The 18,785-nt window shown below is 64.9% G+C and carries 19 protein-coding genes; 12 read left to right on the forward strand and 7 right to left on the reverse strand.

What is annotated here, in order from left to right:
* Window position 1 precedes the first annotated feature (1 nt).
* Entirely contained in the window at window positions 2-271 is a 270-nt protein-coding gene (locus VF716_RS18380) for a YdcH family protein (RefSeq protein WP_125842175.1), read from the forward strand.
* 57 nt (window positions 272-328) lie between these two features.
* Here the strand turns inward: VF716_RS18380 and VF716_RS18385 are convergent, their stop codons facing one another.
* Window positions 329-763 carry a CopD family protein gene (locus tag VF716_RS18385; RefSeq protein WP_011912134.1) on the reverse strand — a complete coding sequence of 145 codons (435 nt, stop codon included), beginning with the start codon at window positions 761-763 and terminating at the stop codon, window positions 329-331.
* Window positions 764-879: 116 nt separating this feature from the next.
* Between VF716_RS18385 and radA the strand changes: the two genes are divergently transcribed.
* The gene (gene radA, locus VF716_RS18390) at window positions 880-2,241 is read left to right on the forward strand and encodes a DNA repair protein RadA (RefSeq protein ID WP_011912133.1); all 1,362 of its coding nucleotides are present in this window, start codon (window positions 880-882) and stop codon (window positions 2,239-2,241) included.
* 3 nt (window positions 2,242-2,244) lie between these two features.
* Here radA and VF716_RS18395 read toward each other — a convergent pair whose 3' ends face one another.
* From VF716_RS18395 to glyA, 3 genes are all read right to left on the reverse strand, one after another.
* The gene (locus tag VF716_RS18395; protein WP_013981844.1) at window positions 2,245-2,613 is read right to left on the reverse strand and encodes a PilZ domain-containing protein; all 369 of its coding nucleotides are present in this window, start codon (window positions 2,611-2,613) and stop codon (window positions 2,245-2,247) included.
* 56 nt (window positions 2,614-2,669) lie between these two features.
* Window positions 2,670-3,131 (reverse strand): methyltransferase family protein, encoded by a 462-nt coding sequence (locus tag VF716_RS18400; RefSeq protein ID WP_279641295.1) that lies wholly within the window; start codon window positions 3,129-3,131, stop codon window positions 2,670-2,672.
* A gap of 141 nt (window positions 3,132-3,272) precedes the next feature.
* Window positions 3,273-4,526 (reverse strand): serine hydroxymethyltransferase, encoded by a 1,254-nt coding sequence (gene glyA, locus VF716_RS18405; RefSeq protein WP_013981842.1) that lies wholly within the window; start codon window positions 4,524-4,526, stop codon window positions 3,273-3,275.
* 255 nt (window positions 4,527-4,781) lie between these two features.
* On the opposite strand from glyA, the gene ettA reads away from it, so the two are divergent.
* The 6 genes from ettA to gdhA all read left to right on the forward strand — a co-directional run bounded on the left by ettA (window position 4,782) and on the right by gdhA (window position 11,973).
* Window positions 4,782-6,449 (forward strand): energy-dependent translational throttle protein EttA, encoded by a 1,668-nt coding sequence (gene ettA, locus VF716_RS18410; protein WP_017245363.1) that lies wholly within the window; start codon window positions 4,782-4,784, stop codon window positions 6,447-6,449.
* Window positions 6,450-6,614: 165 nt separating this feature from the next.
* The gene (siaA, locus tag VF716_RS18415; protein ID WP_125866560.1) at window positions 6,615-8,606 is read left to right on the forward strand and encodes a biofilm regulation protein phosphatase SiaA; all 1,992 of its coding nucleotides are present in this window, start codon (window positions 6,615-6,617) and stop codon (window positions 8,604-8,606) included.
* A 15-nt stretch (window positions 8,607-8,621) separates the two neighbouring features.
* Window positions 8,622-9,164 (forward strand): biofilm regulation protein kinase SiaB, encoded by a 543-nt coding sequence (siaB, locus tag VF716_RS18420; protein WP_014595876.1) that lies wholly within the window; start codon window positions 8,622-8,624, stop codon window positions 9,162-9,164.
* 17 nt (window positions 9,165-9,181) lie between these two features.
* Entirely contained in the window at window positions 9,182-9,559 is a 378-nt protein-coding gene (gene siaC / locus VF716_RS18425; RefSeq protein ID WP_014595875.1) for a biofilm regulation phosphoprotein SiaC, read from the forward strand.
* A 12-nt stretch (window positions 9,560-9,571) separates the two neighbouring features.
* Window positions 9,572-10,357, forward strand: a complete 786-nt coding sequence (gene siaD / locus VF716_RS18430; protein ID WP_014595874.1) for a biofilm regulation diguanylate cyclase SiaD — start codon at window positions 9,572-9,574, stop codon at window positions 10,355-10,357.
* A 278-nt stretch (window positions 10,358-10,635) separates the two neighbouring features.
* Window positions 10,636-11,973 (forward strand): NADP-specific glutamate dehydrogenase, encoded by a 1,338-nt coding sequence (gene gdhA, locus VF716_RS18435; RefSeq protein ID WP_043942112.1) that lies wholly within the window; start codon window positions 10,636-10,638, stop codon window positions 11,971-11,973.
* 97 nt (window positions 11,974-12,070) lie between these two features.
* Here gdhA and VF716_RS18440 read toward each other — a convergent pair whose 3' ends face one another.
* Window positions 12,071-12,847: a ferredoxin--NADP reductase gene (locus VF716_RS18440; RefSeq protein WP_014595872.1), complete on the reverse strand. Its 777-nt coding sequence runs from the start codon at window positions 12,845-12,847 to the stop codon at window positions 12,071-12,073.
* Window positions 12,848-12,940: 93 nt separating this feature from the next.
* Here VF716_RS18440 and VF716_RS18445 point away from each other — a divergent pair, with 93 nt between their 5' ends.
* The 3 genes from VF716_RS18445 to VF716_RS18455 are packed head-to-tail and all read left to right on the forward strand — an operon-like array spanning window position 12,941 to window position 14,903.
* Window positions 12,941-14,068 carry a methyltransferase gene (locus tag VF716_RS18445; protein ID WP_014595871.1) on the forward strand — a complete coding sequence of 376 codons (1,128 nt, stop codon included), beginning with the start codon at window positions 12,941-12,943 and terminating at the stop codon, window positions 14,066-14,068.
* Window positions 14,065-14,442 carry a MerR family transcriptional regulator gene (locus VF716_RS18450; RefSeq protein WP_014595870.1) on the forward strand — a complete coding sequence of 126 codons (378 nt, stop codon included), beginning with the start codon at window positions 14,065-14,067 and terminating at the stop codon, window positions 14,440-14,442. The genes VF716_RS18445 and VF716_RS18450 overlap by 4 nt, the downstream gene beginning before the upstream one ends.
* Window positions 14,443-14,498: 56 nt before the next feature.
* Window positions 14,499-14,903: a carboxymuconolactone decarboxylase family protein gene (locus VF716_RS18455; RefSeq protein WP_014595869.1), complete on the forward strand. Its 405-nt coding sequence runs from the start codon at window positions 14,499-14,501 to the stop codon at window positions 14,901-14,903.
* Window positions 14,904-14,938: 35 nt separating this feature from the next.
* On the opposite strand, the gene VF716_RS18460 is transcribed toward VF716_RS18455, so the two are convergent.
* Both VF716_RS18460 and VF716_RS18465 read right to left on the reverse strand, forming a co-directional pair.
* Window positions 14,939-15,994 (reverse strand): serine hydrolase, encoded by a 1,056-nt coding sequence (locus VF716_RS18460; protein ID WP_026006582.1) that lies wholly within the window; start codon window positions 15,992-15,994, stop codon window positions 14,939-14,941.
* Window positions 15,991-17,070 (reverse strand): serine hydrolase, encoded by a 1,080-nt coding sequence (locus VF716_RS18465; RefSeq protein ID WP_014595867.1) that lies wholly within the window; start codon window positions 17,068-17,070, stop codon window positions 15,991-15,993. The genes VF716_RS18460 and VF716_RS18465 overlap by 4 nt, the downstream gene beginning before the upstream one ends.
* 142 nt (window positions 17,071-17,212) lie before the next feature.
* Here VF716_RS18465 and VF716_RS18470 point away from each other — a divergent pair, with 142 nt between their 5' ends.
* Complete coding sequence (locus VF716_RS18470) at window positions 17,213-18,451, forward strand: acyltransferase family protein (RefSeq protein ID WP_239330134.1); 1,239 nt, start codon at window positions 17,213-17,215, stop codon at window positions 18,449-18,451.
* Window positions 18,452-18,785: the final 334 nt, after the last annotated feature.

Raw genomic sequence — 18,785 nt, forward strand, 5'->3', positions numbered from 1 at the left:
CATGCACGTCGAACACCATCCCCTGATCAAGGATTTCCCTGAAAAGCGCGAAGAACTGCAGCGGTTGCGCCAGGAAGACCCGCTCTTCGCCCGCAAGGCCGAGGAGTACGAAGCGCTGGACAAGCGCATCTGCCGCATCGAGGACGGCGTCGAAACCCTCGACGACGCCGCGCTCACCGCCCTCAAGCAGGAACGCGTGACCCTCAAGGACGACATCGCCCGCGACCTCCGGCGCGCCTCCGGCAGCTGCTGCGGCGGTTGCTGCGGCTAAGCTCCAGCGAAACGGAAAAAGCCCGCCATTCGGCGGGCTTTCTATTTTCACCTTCGGCTAGAACAGGCCGCCGAAACGAAAGCCCGAGCCGACCCAGACGAACGCCACCGCGGTCAGCGTGATCAGCACGATGTGCAGGCCCAGCTGCGGCAGGCGTTGCCCGTCCAGCTTCGGAATCAACGCCAGCCGCGCATGGGCGCCGAGCAGCGCGGTCAAACCGAGCAGCACCAGCTTGGCCTGCACCAGCCGAGCGATCGGTGTGGTATCGAACCACTGCCCGTGGGGTAGCCAGAGGCTCGCCAGCCAGAAGCCGGTGATGATCTGGATCAGCAGCGCCGGAATGCCGATGCGTTCGTAAAGCTGCTCGAACTGGCGTACCGGCTGCGGATCGCGCTGGCGCATGGCCCTGGGCAGCACGCCCAGCAATAGCACCAGATGGCCGCCAACCCAGACGGTCGCACCCAGCAGATGCAGAAACAACAGATGTCGCATGGCACGCACTCCTGCTCGATTTGTTTACAGTCTGGCTGCTCCGCTTCCGCTTGTGGCTGATGCCAATCAAGTCAGCCGTTATCATGCGACACCCCTTTTCCGACCCGGAGTTTCCCATGGCCAAGGCCAAGCGCATGTATGGCTGCACCGAATGCGGCTCGACCTTCCCCAAGTGGGCCGGCCAGTGCGGCGATTGCGGCGCGTGGAATACGCTGGTGGAAACCGTCGTCGAGGCCACCCCAGCCGCCTCGGGACGCGCCGGCTGGGCCGGTGACCAGGCCAACATCAAGACCCTGGCCGAAGTCAGCGTCGAGGAAGTGCCGCGCTTCTCCACCGCCTCCGGCGAGCTGGACCGCGTGCTCGGCGGTGGCCTGGTGGACGGCTCGGTGGTGCTGATCGGCGGCGACCCGGGCATCGGCAAGTCCACGATCCTCCTGCAGACGCTCTGCGCCATCGCTCAGCGCTTCCCGGCGCTGTATGTCACCGGAGAGGAATCGCAGCAACAGGTCGCCATGCGCGCCCGCCGCCTGGACCTGCCGCAGGACCGGCTCAAGGTGATGACCGAGACCTGCATCGAATCGATCATCGCCACCGCCCGCGCCGAGAAGCCCAAGGTCATGGTCATCGACTCGATCCAGACCATCTTTACCGAGCAGCTGCAGTCGGCACCTGGCGGCGTGGCCCAGGTCCGCGAGAGCGCGGCGCTGCTGGTGCGCTTTGCCAAGCAGAGCGGCACGGCGATCTTCCTCGTCGGCCACGTCACCAAGGAAGGTGCCTTGGCCGGGCCGCGCGTGCTCGAGCATATGGTCGACACGGTGCTCTATTTCGAGGGCGAGTCCGATGGCCGTCTGCGCCTGCTGCGGGCGGTGAAGAACCGCTTCGGCGCGGTCAACGAGCTGGGCGTATTCGGCATGACCGACAAGGGCCTCAAGGAGGTCACCAACCCCTCGGCGATCTTTCTCACCCGTGCTCAGGAGGCGGTGCCCGGTAGCGTGGTGATGGCCACCTGGGAAGGCACCCGGCCGATGCTGGTGGAAGTGCAGGCGTTGGTCGATACCAGCCACCTGGCCAACCCGCGGCGCGTCACCCTGGGCCTGGACCAGAACCGCCTGGCCATGCTGCTGGCCGTGCTGCATCGCCATGGCAGCATCCCGACCTATGACCAGGACGTGTTCATCAACGTGGTAGGCGGCGTGAAAGTGCTGGAAACCGCGGCGGATCTGGCGCTGATGGCTGCGGTGATCTCCAGCCTGCGCAACCGGCCCCTGGATACCGACCTTCTGGTGTTCGGCGAAGTGGGACTGTCCGGAGAGATCCGCCCGGTACCGAGCGGTCAGGAGCGCCTGAAGGAGGCCGCCAAGCATGGCTTCAAGCGCGCCATCGTGCCCAAGGGCAACGCGCCGAAAGAGGCGCCGGCGGGCCTGCAGATCATCGCGGTGACGCGTTTGGAACAGGCGCTCGACGCGCTCTTCGAATAGCCGTCAGGCCTCGCCGAGCGCGGCCAGTTCGCGCTCCAGCAGCGCTTCGTCGCCGAGATTGAGCTCCACCAGACGGCGCAAGTGGGCAATGGAGTCGAGGTCGATGTGCTGGCAGGCGAAACCGATCAGCTCGCCCTCCTCGTGGCTCATCGTCACCTCCATGCGCACCTCGGCATCGTCGGACAGCCGAACCCGCGCCTCGAACGGCTGCCCGGCGTCGGCGCTCCAGCCCGCCGGACGGCGGACCAGCAGACCTTTGAGCGACAGGTCATGCAGTTCGACCGGCCAGCGGCGCTCGCCCTGAACCAGCTCGGTGGCAGCGTCGAACTCGATGCGCTGAAAGCGCCGGCGCTCACTGGACGAATCACTCATGGCATTACTCCGCTAGGTCTGGGTTCACTATAGGACAGCGCCAGCTGAAGTCGTCGTCACAACCAGCGGCGGACGCGCGTGCAGTAGGCCCGATAGTCATCGCCGAACAGCTGCCCTAGCAATCGCTCTTCGTGCACGATCACCCCGCGCTGCATGGTCAGGATCACCAGGGGCAGCAGCAGCCATGGCCACAGCGAGCCCCAGAGCAAGGCGATGCCGCCGTAGATCAGGCTGTCGGCCAGGTAGATGGGATTGCGCGAAAAGCGGAACGGCCCCTCCTCCAGCAATTTCGCGGGCTTGCCGTAGGGATTGACCGTGGTCTTGCGCCAGAGCATCAACAACCCGGCCCAGAGCATCAACAGCACGCCGGCATCGATCAATCCCCAACCGATGTAGCGCGTCCAGAGCGTCTGCGGCATCGCGATGGGCAGCATCGCGTCGAGCAACCAGGCGGCAGCCAGGAACAACAGGTAGATAAGCGGTGGCGGGAGGATCACGCCAGTGGCGTTTTTGAACATGCCAGAACTCCGATGAGCGGTAAGCGGAGTCTAGCGCGGCACAAGCCCGCAGCGACGACCGGGATCAAGCCATCAGCAGTTGCTGGCGCCAGAAAGCAGAAAGCCCGCTTGCGCGGGCTTTCCGTTTGCATCTGGACGAGCTTAGTTGCCGTACACCGGGAACTTGGCGCAGACCGCCTCGACCTTGCCGCGGACCGCGTCGATCACCGACTCGTCGCCCATGTTATCGAGGATGTCGCAGATCCAGCCGGCCAGCTCGCGGCACTCGGTCTCGCCGAAACCGCGGGTGGTGACGGCCGGCGTACCGATACGCAGACCGGAAGTGACGAACGGCGAACGCGGATCGTTCGGCACGCTGTTCTTGTTCACGGTGATGTGGGCGCGACCCAGGGCGGCGTCCGCGTCCTTGCCAGTGATGTCCTGCTTGATCAGCGAGAGCAGGAACAGGTGGTTCTGGGTGCCGCCGGAAACCACGTCGAAACCGCGCTGGATGAATACTTCGGCCATGGCTTGGGCGTTTTTCACTACCTGCTGCTGGTAAGCCTTGAACTCGGGCTGCAGGGCTTCCTTGAAGCACACCGCCTTGGCCGCGATCACGTGCTCCAGCGGGCCGCCCTGGGCGCCCGGGAAGACTGCGGAGTTGAGCTTCTTCTCGATCTCCTCGTTCTTCTTGGCCAGGATCAGGCCGCCGCGCGGGCCGCGCAGGGTCTTGTGGGTAGTGGTGGTGACCACGTCGGCGAAGGGCACCGGGTTCGGGTAGACGCCGGCGGCGACCAGACCGGCCACGTGAGCCATGTCGACGAAGAGATAGGCACCGACCTTGTCGGCGATCTCGCGGAAGCGGGCAAAGTCCAGCTTCTGGGAATAGGCCGAGAAACCGGCGACGATCATCTTCGGCTTGTGCTCGACGGCCAGGCGCTCGACCTCGTCGTAGTCGATCAGGCCTTGATCATTGATGCCGTACTGCACGGCGTTGTACAGCTTGCCGGAGGAGGACACGCTGGCACCGTGGGTCAGGTGACCACCGTGGGCCAGGCTCATGCCGAGGATGGTGTCGCCCGCACTGAGCAGGGCCAGGTAGACCGCGGCGTTGGCCTGGGAGCCGGCGTGCGGCTGGACGTTGGCGTAGTCGGCGCCGAACAGCTGCTTGGCGCGATCGATGGCCAGCTGCTCGACCACGTCGACGTACTCGCAACCGCCGTAGTAGCGCTTGCCCGGGTAGCCTTCGGCGTACTTGTTGGTCAGCACCGAACCCTGGGCTTCCATCACCGCCGGGCTGGTGTAGTTCTCCGAGGCGATCAGCTCGATGTGGTCTTCCTGACGCTTGGCTTCCTGCTGCATGGCAGCGAAGAGATCGGCGTCGAAACGGGCGAGGGTCAAATCACGGCTGAACATGGCAGTCCTCTGAGATCAGCTGGCGGTATAAAAAGAGAGGCGCGGATTCTACCTCATCCGGCCGGCGGCGGGTATGAGCGATAGTCATGTACAAGATGAGCAGCAGGCGCCCCGGAGCCGCAGCCGCGGCGCTGCGGCGGTTTGCCCTGACCGGTGCATTCGGGTAGCTTTGCGCCCTTTACATGCCTCCCTTTTTCCTGGCCCTCGCGGGCTCCGGGGCGGCATCCATCACCACTGTCACGGGCATCTGTTTCCATGGCTCAATACGTCTACACCATGCACCGGCTGAGCAAGGTCGTTCCGCCGAAGCGTGAGATCCTCAAGAACATTTCCCTGTCGTTCTTCCCTGGCGCCAAGATCGGCGTGCTCGGCCTGAACGGCGCCGGTAAGTCCACCCTGCTGCGCATCATGGCCGGCGTCGACACCGAGTTCGACGGCGAAGCCCGCGCCATGCCGGGGATCAATGTCGGCTACCTGCCACAGGAGCCGCAGCTCGACCCGAGCAAGACCGTTCGCGATGTGGTGGAAGAAGCCGTCAGCCAGATCAAGGACGCCCAGGCGCGCCTGGATCAGGTGTACGCCGCCTACGCCGAGCCGGACGCCGATTTCGATGCCCTGGCTGCCGAGCAGGCCAAGCTGGAGGCCATCCTGCAAGCGTCCGACGGTCACAACCTGGAGCGCCAGCTGGAAGTCGCCGCCGATGCCCTGCGCCTGCCGCCGTGGGACGCCAAGGTCGAGCACCTCTCCGGCGGAGAGAAGCGTCGCGTGGCGCTGTGTCGTCTGCTGCTGTCGGCTCCCGACATGCTGCTGCTGGACGAACCGACCAACCACCTGGACGCCGACTCGGTCGCCTGGCTGGAGCGGTTCCTCCATGACTTCCCGGGCACCGTAGTGGCCATCACCCACGACCGCTACTTCCTCGACAACGTCGCCGGCTGGATTCTCGAGCTCGACCGCGGCGCCGGCATCCCGTACGAGGGTAACTACTCCGGCTGGCTGGAAGCCAAGTCCGAGCGTCTGGCCCAGGAGTCCAAGCAGCAGTCGGCCCACGAAAAAGCCATGAAGGAAGAGCTGGAGTGGGTGCGCAAGGGCGCCAAGGCCCGCCAGGCCAAGTCCAAGGCCCGCCTGCAGCGCTTCGAGGAGATGCAGTCGCAGGAATTCCAAAAGCGCGCCGAGACCAACGAAATCTACATCCCGGCCGGCCCGCGCCTGGGCGACAAGGTCATCGAGTTCAAGAACGTGACCAAGGGCTACGGCGACCGCGTGCTGATCGACGACTTGAGCTTCAGCATGCCCAAGGGCGCCATCGTCGGCGTGATCGGTGGTAACGGCGCCGGTAAGTCGACCCTGTTCCGGATGATCATGGGCAAGGAAACCCCGGATTCGGGCAGCATCGAGATCGGCGATACCGTGCAGCTGGCCTGCGTGGATCAGAGCCGCGACGACCTGGACGGCAGCAAGACCGTGTGGGAAGCGGTGTCCGACGGACTCGACATGATCAAGATCGGCAACTACGAGGTGCCGTCGCGCGGCTACGTCGGCCGCTTCAACTTCAAGGGCGGCGACCAGCAGAAGTTCGTCAAGGATCTGTCCGGTGGTGAGCGTGGCCGCCTGCACCTGGCGCTGACCCTCAAGCAGGGTGCCAACGTGCTGCTGCTCGACGAACCGTCCAACGACCTCGACGTGGAAACCCTGCGCTCGCTGGAAGAGGCACTGCTGGACTTCCCCGGCGCCGCCATCGTGATCTCCCACGACCGCTGGTTCCTCGATCGGGTCGCCACTCATATCCTCTCCTACGAGGACGATGGCAGTGTGGTGTTCTTCGAGGGCAACTACACCGAATACGAGGCCGATCGCAAGAAGCGCCTCGGCGATGCCGCGTCCCAGCCCCACCGCGTCAAGTACAAGAAACTGGCGCAGTAAGTCGGTATGCACACAGGAACGGAGCCAATCGGCTCCGTTCCTGCGTCAGAAACACGACAATCGACTAGTAGCAAAACGCCTTATGCCGGATAATTGCCGCCCACTCTGACCCACGGCCGGCAATCGTCTACCGCGCCACGACTTCGTGACAGGAAGGAATTTCGCATGGCAGCCCTGGGATTGCGCGGCAAATCACTGCTGGCCTTGTTGCTTACCTGCCTGCTGGCCTTCGTGTTCGCAGGCTTCATCGGCCGCGAGGCGCTGCTCGGCGTGCAGAACCGCTTCGGCGAAGCCTATGCACGCAACGTGGTGCAACTCAACCGCGAACGCCTGTTCGCGCCGGTGTCTCGCGAGCTCGCACTCGCCCAGCGCCTCGCCGCGTCGCAATTGACCCTTGCCTGGCTCAACGATGAGCGTAATCCGACCAAGCGCGAGACCTTTTTCAAGGAAGCTGCCGGTTACCAGCAAGCCCTGGGCGATCACGCCTACTTTGCCGCGTCGGCACGCAGCAACAGCTACTATTCCAACGGGCCCGACCAGGCGCCCAGCGAGACGCCGCGCTATGAAATGAGCCCGGACAATCCCCGCGACGAGTGGTTTTTTCAGACGCTCCAGGCCAATGCCCCCTACGCACTCAACGTCGACCGCTCGGTGGTCACCGGCGAACTCAAGGTCTGGTTCAACGTGCAGGTACGAGATGGCGATCGGCGCCTCGGGCTGGTCGGCTCGGGCATCGGTCTGCAGGCTTTCCTCGACGACTTCATCGAGTCCAACAAGGTCGGTGTCGAGTCGATGGTGCTCGACGCCTTCGGCTCCATCCTGGTCCACCCCAACCAGAACCTCGTCACCCTGAATGCCGAGACGGCACGGGGGCGCTCGCTGTCCACCAATATCCTCGGCCTGCTTGACGACCTCAGCGCAGCGTCGGCGGTACGCCAGGCCATGGCCGAAAGCCGCGACAGTCCCGGCAGCGTAGCGACCGTTCGGGTCACGCTGGATGGCGCCCCGCGGTTGCTGGCGCTGAGCTGGATTCCGGAACTGCAGTGGTTCGTCGCCAGCGCCGTCGACCTGAGCACCGCGCAGGTGGTCGAGGTGCGTCCGCTGCTGCCGGCCATCGGACTGTTCCTCGTGCTGTTCCTGCTGCTGATCGGCGGTGGCGCCTGGCTGGTGGAGAAGCGCGTGCTCAAGCCGCTGCGCCAGCTACGCCGCAGCGCCCAGGCGCTGGCGGCCGGGCAGTACGACGCGCCGCTGCCGCTGCATCGCCAGGATGAGATCGGCGAGCTCAGTGCAGCCTTCGGCGCCATGGCACAGAAGGTGCGCAGCCACACCAGCGAGCTGGAGAACCGCGTACGCGAGCGCACCCGCGACCTGGAACAGGCCAACCGGGACATGGCCGCGGCACACAAGAAGATCGACGACTCCATCGATTACGCCAGCCTCATCCAGCGCTCGATCCTGCCGAACCGGCAGCTGGTCAGCGCCATGGGCGATCGCCATGCGGTGCTGTGGCGGCCGCGCGATGTCGTTGGTGGTGACTTCTATGTCTATCGCGCCGACAACCACGGCTGTCTGTTTGGCGTGGTCGACTGCGCCGGCCATGGCGTACCCGGCGCCCTGATGACCATGCTGGCCCATGCCGCGATCGATCAGGCACTCGGCAGCACCGGCCTGGCCGATCCGGCCGCGGCGCTGGCGCGTACCGACGCCATCGTGCGCAGCATGCTCAAGGAAGAGGATGATGCCCACGCGCTGGCCACCAACATGGACATCGGCCTGGCCTATGTCGATCTCAAGCGGCGCAAGGTGCATTATTCCGGCGCGAAGATCGCTCTGTACTACTGTGACGGCGAGGACGTTCACGAGGTCAAGGCGGCACGCCGGGCGATCGGCGACAAGCGCGTCGGCGAGTACCACAACACCAGTATCGACCTGCGGTCAGGCCGGTCCTTCTACATGACCACCGACGGATTCCTCGACCAGGCCGGCGGCGACCAGGGCTACGGCTTCGGCAATAGCCGCTTCGCCAGCATGATCCGTGAGCATGCAAGGCGTCCACTGGCTGAACAGGGCGAAGCCTTCAGCCTCGCACTGGCGCGCTACCAGGGAGAATTTCCGCAGCGCGACGACATCACGATGTTATGTTTCCGTTTCGATTGAGACAGGGAGTTGGCCATGGCCCCCATTGATATGTTCGCGATGCGCGAATGCTACAACCAGCAACAGATCATGCTGTGCTTCAACGGCCCCATCTCACGCAGCCTGATCGAAGAAATCGGCAACGCGCTGCGCAACTACATGGCCGAAGAGCAGGCACATCCATCCTCGGCGATGGACGTGTTCGCCGTGTACATCGAAATGACGCAGAACATCCGCCACTACACCCGCGAGAAGAACTGGTCCGATCAGCAGGCCGGCGCCACCGTGGTGGTTTCCCGTGATGACCAGGGCCGCTATGTCGTCTCGGCAGGCAATCTCATCGAAACCGCCGACGGTCAGGTATTGCTCAACGCTGTCGCGGAACTGGCGAAGAAAGACAAAGCCGAACTGAAGGCTCTGTACAAGGAGCAACTGCGCAAGCCACGCGACGAACACGTGGCCACCGGCGCAGGGCTGGGCCTGATCGATATCGCCCGCAAGTCCAGCGAACCGCTCAAGGCTTCGCTGCAGCCGGTCTCCGGCGAACTTTCCTTCATCAGCCTGAGCGCCGTCATCTGAATCCCAAGAGCATCCCCATGAACGACTTTTCCATCCCCGGCAGCCAGTCCACTCCCGCTATCCAGTCCGACTGGGAAAAAGGCATCGTTTCGATGCAGGGCGATTCCTACCCGGAGAATTCCTACGAACTGTTCCATCAGGTCTACGAGTGGATCGAACGCTTCCTGGGCCAGGCCAGCCACCCGCTCAGCCTCGAACTGCGCCTGCTGTACCTCAATACCAGCAGCATCAAGGCGATGATGGACATCTTCGACCTGCTAGAGGCCGCCTTCCAGGATGGCCGCCAGGTGGCGGTCAACTGGTACTACGACGTCCGCAACGAGCGCGTGGTCGAGCTGGCCGAAGAGTTCAAGGAGGACTGCACCTTTCCGTTCTCCATCCTGAGTCACGACTGACAGAAGGTCGATATGCGCGGGCCATCACCGTTAGAGCAAGAAGTAGCCAGCCTTCTCGCCGATCCACAGTTCGAAGGGCATCCACTCAAGGAAGCCCTGAGCCAGCTGTGGAGCGCCCACCACGATCTGCTCGGGCGCATCGAGCGAATCGCCCGCGTCTCCGACGGCTACCAGAGCATTGCCCGCGAGCGTGAACTGAGCCTGGCGGCGCGCTTCGACAAGCAGCTGCGCCAGCTGGAGAAGGTTGCGCGCATCTCCGATCGCTACCAGGCGATGATGCAGGATCTCAACGCCTCGCTACGCGAAGCCTCGATGCTGGACTCGCTGACCGGCATCGCCAACCGCCGCCTGCTCACCGAACGCCTGCGCGAGGAAAGCGAGCGGGCCAAGCGCTACGGACGCCCGCTGGCGCTGGTCATGCTCGACATCGACCGCTTCAAGATCATCAACGATGACTACGGCCACGATGTCGGCGACCGGGTGCTGATCGAGGTGGTACGGGTGATGGAGTCGGAAATCCGCGAGCACGACCTGTGCGGCCGTTGGGGCGGCGAGGAGTTCCTGATCCTGATGCCAGAGTGCACCGCACAGATGGCGCAGACCGTCCTGGGCCGCCTGGGCGCGAGCATCGCGGCACTGGGCGTACGGGTGAACGAGGATCTGCTCGGGGTCACCGCCAGCATGGGCATCGCCGAACTGCGCCCCGAGGAAACCTATTCGAACACCATCAACCGTGCCGATCTCGCCCTGCTGCGGGCCAAGCGCAGCGGTCGCAACCGGTGCGAGCTGGCGGACTGACCGCTTCGCCCGCCACCCGCACAAAAACGATGCATTCGATGCGACATTTCGGCGCAAAGCAGGACAGCGGCAGGGAAATCTTTCTCGGACTTCCCTTGAAAGGCGCACCAGACAAGCGATACGCGCAAAGCATCACCATCCGCCGGCCGCACGCCGCGCACCGCATAAAGGCACCCTCTAGCCACATCGCACTTCCGCGGTGCAAATCAGGTTTGTTACAGTCGCCCGCCAAAAAAATTATCAATGACTGCCAACAAGCGGTCGCCGAGGGCCTACTGATGATCGAAACCGTTGATGCCTTTCTCGCCCGACTGAAGCAACGCGACCCCCACCAACCCGAATTCCACCAGGCGGTGGAAGAAGTGGTTCGCAGCCTCTGGCCATTCCTCGAAGCCCACCCGCACTACATGCAGGCCGGCATCATCGAACGCATGGTGGAGCCGGAGCGCGCCATCATCTTCCGCGTGCCGTGGGTCGACGATCAGGGTCGCGTCCAGGTCAACCGCGGTTTCCGCATCCAGATGAACAGCGCCATCGGCCCATACAAGGGCGGCCTGCGCTTCCACCCGTCGGTAAACATCGGCGTACTCAAGTTTCTCGCCTTCGAGCAGGTCTTCAAGAACTCCCTCACCTCGCTGCCCATGGGCGGCGGCAAGGGCGGCTCGGACTTCAACCCGAAGGGCAAGAGCGACAACGAAGTGATGCGCTTCTGCCAGTCCTTCATGAGCGAGCTGTACCGCCACATCGGCGCCGACCTCGACGTGCCAGCCGGTGACATCGGCGTTGGCGGCCGCGAGATCGGTTTCCTGTTCGGCCAGTACAAGCGCCTGTCCAACCAGTTCACCTCGGTACTGACCGGCAAGGGCCTGCCCTACGGCGGCAGCCTGATCCGCCCGGAAGCCACCGGCTACGGCTGCGTGTATTTCGCCGAGGAAATGCTCAAGAGCACCCACAGCAGCTTCGATGGCAAGCGCGTGGCGATCTCCGGCTCCGGCAACGTCGCGCAGTACGCCGCGCAGAAAGTCATGGAGCTGGGCGGCCGCGTCGTCTCGCTGTCGGACTCCGGCGGCACGCTGCACTTCCCGGATGGCCTGACCGCCGAGCAGTGGGCCTATCTGATGGATCTGAAGAACGTCCGTCGCGGTCGCCTGGAAGAGATGGGCACGCAGTTCGGCGTGACCTACATGGCCGACCAGCGTCCCTGGAGCCTGCCGTGCGATATCGCCCTGCCCTGCGCCACGCAGAACGAGCTGGACGGCGAAGACGCCCGCGCGCTGCTGAAGAACGGCTGCATCTGCGTGGCCGAGGGCGCCAACATGCCGTCGACCCTGGAAGCCGTGGACCTGTTCCTCGAGGCCGGCATCCTCTATGCCCCGGGCAAGGCCTCCAACGCCGGTGGTGTGGCCTGTAGCGGCCTGGAGATGAGCCAGAACGCCATGCGCCTGCACTGGACCGCTGGTGAGGTGGACACCAAGCTGCACGGCATCATGCAGTCGATCCACCACGCCTGCGTCGCCCACGGCGAGGAAAACGGCCGGATCAACTACGTCAAGGGCGCCAACATCGCCGGCTTCGTCAAGGTCGCCGACGCCATGCTGGCCCAGGGCGTCGTGTAACGGCTGCGCCGACCGGCAAGCCTCGGCCAGAAAGACAAAGCCCCCGTCGGATCGTCCGGCGGGGGCTTCTGCTTTGCGGGGCCTCCGCGGCAATCGACTACCAGTAGTTCTCCACTGCCACCTGACCGGGCCTGCGGGTCATCGCCAGGTTCAGATCACGGGCTTTCAGTACCGCACGGGTGTCCTCGATCATCTGCGGGTTGCCGCAGAGCATGATCCGCGAATGCTCAGGCGTCAGCTGCAGATCCGCGGCGCGCTCCAGTTCGCCGTTCTCGATCAGCGTGGTGATGCGCCCATGCAGCGCGCCGGGCACCCGTTCGCGCGTGACTACCGGCAGATACAGCAGCTTCTCGCCCAGACCTTCCAGGTAGTCGCGCTGAGGCAGTTCGGCGATCAGCTGCTGATAGGCCAGTTCGCGGGCTTCGCGCACGCTGTAGACGAGAATGATGCGCTCGAAGCGCTGCCAGGCCTCGAAGTCCTGCAGGATCGACAGAAACGGGGCGATCCCGGTGCCGGTGGCCAGCAGCCAGAGGTCACGACCATCGGGAAAGCGATCCAGCGTCAGGAAGCCGAAGGCCTGCTTGTCCACCAGCAACTCGTCGCCCACCTCGAGCCGGCTCAGCTCACTGGTGAATTCGCCGTCCGGCACCACGATGGAGAAGAAATCGAGAAACTCGTCGTGCGGCGCCGATACCATGGAGTAGGCACGCCAGACGATACAGCCGCTGGGCTTGCGCACGCCGAGGCGGGCGAACTGCCCGGCGGTGAAACGAAAGCCGGGGTCGCGGCTGGTGCGCAGGGTGAACAGGTTGGGCGTCAGCGTCTGCACCTCGAGCAGGCGCTGGCGGGTGAACTTCTCTTCGCTGGCGGTCATACTTCGCTCCCTCCGAGCATCAGTGGACACTTACGTGGCGCCCCGTGAACTCTTGATACTCCTTTCCGACGCCCACAAACACCGCCAGTTCTCATGCCTATTCTCGACACCCCGTACGCCAGCCTCGACCTGATCCGCCAGCCGGAGCAGCCCAACGAGCCGTTGCAGGCCTTCGACGCCGCCGACGAATACGTGCTCGCCACGTTGCATGAACAGCGTCTGCCGGCCGCCACGCGGGTGCTGATTCTCAATGACAGCTTCGGTGCGCTGGCCTGCGCGCTGGCCGCGCATGTCGAAGTGACCAGCAGCGGCGATTCGCATCTGGCCCATCTGGCCCTGCAGAAAAACCTGGCACGCAACGACCTGCCGGCCGAACGCGTGCGTTTCGTTCCCGCCAGCGAGGTCTCCGAGGGCCCGTTCGACCGGGTGCTGATTCGCGTACCGAAGACCCTAGCCCTGCTGGAAGAACAGCTGATCCGTCTGCACGACCAGCTGGCGCCCGGCGCGCAGGTGATCGCGGCGGCGATGATCAAGCACCTGCCGCGTGCCGCCGGCGATCTGCTGGAGCAGTACATCGGCCCGGTGCAGGCTTCGCTGGCGGTAAAGAAGGCCCGCCTGCTCAGCGCCACGCCAAGCGCGAAACCGGTACCGCGGTCGCCCTACCCGACCCGTTATCAGCTCGACCAGCCAAAACTGGAACTGCTAAACCACGCCAACCTGTTCTGTCGCGAAGGGCTGGACATCGGCACGCGTGCCTTTCTGCCGCATCTGCCCAAGGCGCTCGGCGCGCTACGTGTCGCCGACCTCGGCTGCGGCAACGGCGTGCTCGGCATCGTCTACGCGCTGGGTAACCCGCAGGCGGAGCTGACCCTGGTGGACGAGAGCTACATGGCGGTGCAGTCGGCGCGCGAGAACTGGCAGGCGATCCTCGGCGAGCGCCCGGCCGATATCCGCGCCGGCGACGGCCTGGCCGAACAGTCGCCCGGCTCGCTGGATCTGGTGCTGTGCAATCCGCCGTTCCACCAGCAGCAGGTGGTCGGCGATTTCCTCGCCTGGCGCATGTTCACCCAGGCCAAGGCGGCACTGACCAAGGGCGGCGAGCTGTGGATCGTCGGCAATCGCCACCTCGGCTATCACCTCAAGCTCAAGCGTCTGTTCGGCAATGCCGAGCAGGTCGCCGCCACGCCGAAATTCGTCGTTCTGCGGTCGATCAAGGCATGAACGAGGTGCCGGTCCGCCTGAGCATCCGGCAGTTCGCCGCGCGTACCGGGCTGTCCGCCGACACGCTGCGCTATTACGAGAAGATCGGCCTGCTGCGACAGGTCGCTCGGGATTCCAGCGGCTTTCGCGTCTATGGCCCACGCGACCTGGAGTGGATCGGCTTCATCCTGCGCCTGAAAGACACCGGAATGGCGCTGGACGACATCATCCGCTATGCCGATCTGCGCGAATGCGGCGATACCACGCTGGCGGCGCGCCAGGCGCTGCTCGAAGAACATGCGGCGCGGCTGCAGGAACGCATCCAGCGCGACCATGATCATCTCGACGCGTTGCGCGCGAAGATCGCCCTGTATCGCCAGCAAACTTCCGCTTGACCTGGAGCTGACTCCAACCCGCAGGCTTTCCTCTGACCTATTGAGAGGAACGCTCCATGTCTGCATCGACCCGCTACACAGACGGCCTGGCCAAGCTCGAAGAAATTGACGGCGAAGCCGGGCGCAAGGTCATCGACAGCCTGCAAGCCATCGCACCGGACCTGGCCCGCTACGTGATCGAGTTTCCCTTCGGCGACATCTATCAGCGCCCCGGCCTGGACCTCCCCCAGCGCGAGCTGGCGACCGTGGCGGCGCTCACCGCGCTCGGCCACTGCCAACCGCAGTTGGCGGTGCACGTTCACGGCGCGCTGAATGTCGGCTGCACGCCGGAGCAGATCGTCGAAGTGGTCATCCAGATGGCGGTTTATGCGGGCTTCCCGGCGGCACTCAATGGCATGCACACCGTCAAGACGGTGTTCGCCGAACGAGGTTTGCTGCCGACCGGCAACGCCAACGAATGACCAACCGCCGGGCTTGCCCTTGCTGCGGGCGCGGCTCAGTTCGGCGGCGCCTCGCTCAGCAATGCCTTGCTGATCGCCTGGCCGACCTGTTCGAACAGGCTGCCGGCTTCCTTGCCTTCGTCCAGGCCTTCGGCACAGGCCACCACGACGATCGCACGGCGCTCGTCCTGCGGCTCGATCACGCCCACATGGCAGGCGCGTTCCAGCTGCGTGCCGGTCTTCTGGATGAAGGGCACGTCCTCCGGCAGCCCGGCCTCGAGCCGGTAGTTGTCATAGGAATCGAGCTTCATGAAGCCGTACAGCAGATCGCGGCTCTCGGCCGACAGCAACTCCCCGCGCACCAGTTTTTCCAGCATCGTGCCGTAGGCCACCAGGCTGCTGGAGTTGAGCTGGCGGGCGTAGTAGCGCTCGTAGGCCTGCTCCATGCTTGCCGCCTTCAACTCGTCCTGCTGCAGATTGAGTACCCGCGCCAGCGCCTCATAACGCGGCTTGCTGAACGGCGCTGAGGCCAGCTCCACCAGCTGCATGTTGTCCAGCCGGGCGGCATCGGGATGTACCTCGCCGTATACGTCGCGCCGCACCTGGGTAAAGCTGGTGATGGCCTCGAAGTCACCGCCCATGCTCTTGCGGGTGCGCTGGTTGAGCGCATCCTCGCCGACCAGGCGGATCAGCATGTTGGCGGCCGTGTTGTCGCTTTCGATGAGCATTTCCTTGAGCAGATCGCGCAGCGAGTAATCGACGCCGTTGTCCTGCCAGACCAGATCGCCGGAGCCGTCCACCTTGTCCTCCGCCTCCAGCGTCAGCCGCTGATCGAGGCGAAACTCGTCATCGTCGACGCCCTGCAGCACGGCCAGAGCGATCGGCACCTTCACTGCCGAGCCGAGGTACCAGAAGCGCTCGGCGTCGTAGCGCAGCTCGGCGTCCTCGCCCAGATGCTTGATGTACACGCCGAGCTTGCCTGGCGACGCCTCGTCGACGCGGCGCAGCTCCTGCTCCAGCCCATCCTTCCAGGTCGCCTCGGCCTGTTCGGTGCAGGCCGTCAGGCCGGCCAGTGGCAACAGCAGTGCGCCCAACGCGATCAATCTGCTCATCTTCGAATCAACCCCGCTGCAGCGACGGCCTCGCCGGTGCCACGCAATGCCCGCTCGGCCTGGGTGGTGGAGGCCACCCCGCGCACGCAGGCGACAATGATCAGGCGCTGGGACGTCGAGTCCGCCGCGCCTGGCTGGTCCACCAGCCCGGCATCGCAGATGCGCGCGCGCTGGGTGCCGGTCTTGTGCGCGAAGCCGGTGCCGGACGGCAGGCCAGCCTTGATTCGCCGCCCGCCGGTCTCGACCCGGCGCATCACGCTCAGCAGGTACTCGGTGCTTGCCGGCCCCAGCGCGGTGCCGGCATCGAGTGCCGAGAGCAGATCGCCATAGGCCTTCAGCGTGCCGGAGTTGAACGGCGTGGCGTAGTAACGCTCGTAGGCCTCGCCGAGGCTAATGGGCACCAGCGCGCTGCGCTCCACGCCGATCAGCCGCGGCAGCAAGGCCAGGCGGCCGGCGTCGTTCGGCTGCCGCTTGAGGGCGAGAAAATCCTTACCGGACAGGGTGCGCGCCGCCGGATGCAGTTCGCCGTAGATCAGCCGTCGCACATCGGCCAGGGTGGTGATCGGCCCGAAGCCCTCGGGCACCAGCTCGCGGGTGACCGCATTGACCTGCTCGATGCCGACCAGCCTGATCAGCATGTCGCTGGCGGTGTTGTCGCTGTGGATCAGCATCTGGTCCAGCAGATAGCGCACGCTCAGCGCCTTGCCCGGCGCATGGCTGTTGGTCGGGCCGGCACCGTCGACATAGTCGCTGGCAAGCAGGGTCACCGGGCTGTCCAGCGTCAAATCGTCCTGCTCGACACGGCGCATCACCGCGATGGCAATCGGCACCTTGACCGTCGAGGCCAGGTACCAGGCGTCTTCGCCGTGGTAGGAGACCGAGATGCCGGTCTGCATGTCCTTGACGTAGACGCCCAGTTGCCCCGGTGTCTGCCTGTCCACCTGCGCCAGGCGGGCCAGGAACGGGCCGCTCCATTCGATGCTGTCCTGCGCCACGGCGCGCTGGGCGAGCGACAGCGTGATCAGCAGCAGACACAGAGCGGCGAACGGTGAACGAAGCTGGGCGGGCAACAACATGGGCCTCCGGATCGAATGGTGCATTCCCCACCTATCGACCACCGGCGCTGGCGGGCGTGCGCCGGGTCCCGATTACCGGTGCAGCGCAACCGCTGGCGTCGATGCGAGTCCGATGACTATCAACCGACGCAGGAGTGGAGCAGTGGCGCGCACCGAACATTTCATCGGACTGGAGTGGCTGCGCTTTCTGCTGGCCATCTATGTCGTGCTGTTCCATACCGTGCACGCCTACGTCGAGGACGAGCCGACCTGGCTCTCGGAGCTGGCCGGCGTCGGCTTCTTCGCCACCAGCAGCTTCTTCGTCCTCTCCGGCTTTCTGCTGGCGCACGTCTATTGTCGGCAGGGCGAACTGCGCGAGCCGGCGCGGCATTTCCTCGGCAAACGCCTGGCCAACCTCTACCCGCTGCACCTGTTCTCGCTGCTGCTGACGGCCATCGTGCTGACCATCATCGCCAAGCTAGGCATTCCGCCGGACGACGCCAAGGCGAGCCTGCGCTATGTGGTCTACGACACCAACGAGGAGCTCAGCGGCGAGGCCCGCGACGCCCTCGAGTACTTCATGAACAACCGCGAGCTGGCGTTCAACTTCATTCTGCAGCTGCTGATGCTGCATGCCTGGAACCCGCTGTACCTGACGTTCAACCCGCCGCTGTGGTCGATCTCCACGCTGTTCTTCTTCTACCTGTGCTTCCCGCTGCTGGCACCGCGCCTGATGCGCCTGCGCCACAAGGGCTGGTGGCTGCTGGCAATCGCCGCGCTCTACCTGCTGCCGCCGCTGTGGGCAATCCAGCAGGATGCCTACGGCATTCCCGTCACCGGCATGCTGCACCGCATGCCGCTGCTGCGGCTGCCGGAATTTCTAGCCGGCATTCTGCTCTGCGGGCTGTTCCGCGAATGGCGAGCGGCCGGCGGGCAACTCGGCATCGCAGCACGGCTGGCACTGGGGGCCTTCGTGCTGGCGAGCTTTCTGGCCACGGTGTGGCTGCTCAAGGGCGAACGCTACTGGTATTTCCTGTTGCACAACGGCCTGCTGCTTCCGGCGCAACTGGCGCTGGTCTGGCTCTGCGCGCTGATCGCCACGCCACGCAGTGCCGCAGTGGTCGGCTGGTCACAGCGCCTGGGCGCGGCCTCGTTGCCGCTGTTCGTGCTGCATGTGCCGGTGTTCATCCTCTTCTCGCGCTCGGAGAAGCTGCTCGGGGCGGTATCGGCCGAATGCTTCGAGGACTGGGCCGATTGCGTGGCTCAGGCGGGGGAACTGGCGCTGACGCCGGCCTTCTATCCGCTGTATCTGGGATTGTGCATCGTGGTGTGCGTGCTGGCGCAGGAGCGAGCGGTGGTGCCGGTGAGGCAGCTCCTGCTGAGGCGGGTATTGAAGGTTTGATCCCGGGGCGCGTGAAGTCGCATGGCCATGCGCGCCAGAAAAAGCGAAAGATCGCGACCGAAAACCTACAGGCCTACTCGGACCCCATTCCCCGTCAGGAGGCCGAGCGTAGGCGTTGCGTAGGGGGGCGCGAGGCAGGACGCCGAGCGAGGAGCGAAGGGACAGGGACGTCCCTTCGCGACGGCCCCCGGAGCAACGCCGGAGGGAGGGAAGTTTTGCGAAGCAAACCGGGGACGCCTAGTTCGGATGCCGGGTGGTCTTCTTTTTGGTTACTTTTTCTTGGCCAGACAAGAAAAAGTGACTCGCCCAGCAGGGCGAAAACCAAGCCGTCAGG

It is taken from the genome of Stutzerimonas sp. Brlt_14 (assembly GCF_051948915.1).
Taxonomy (GTDB): Bacteria; Pseudomonadota; Gammaproteobacteria; order Pseudomonadales; family Pseudomonadaceae; genus Stutzerimonas; species Stutzerimonas stutzeri.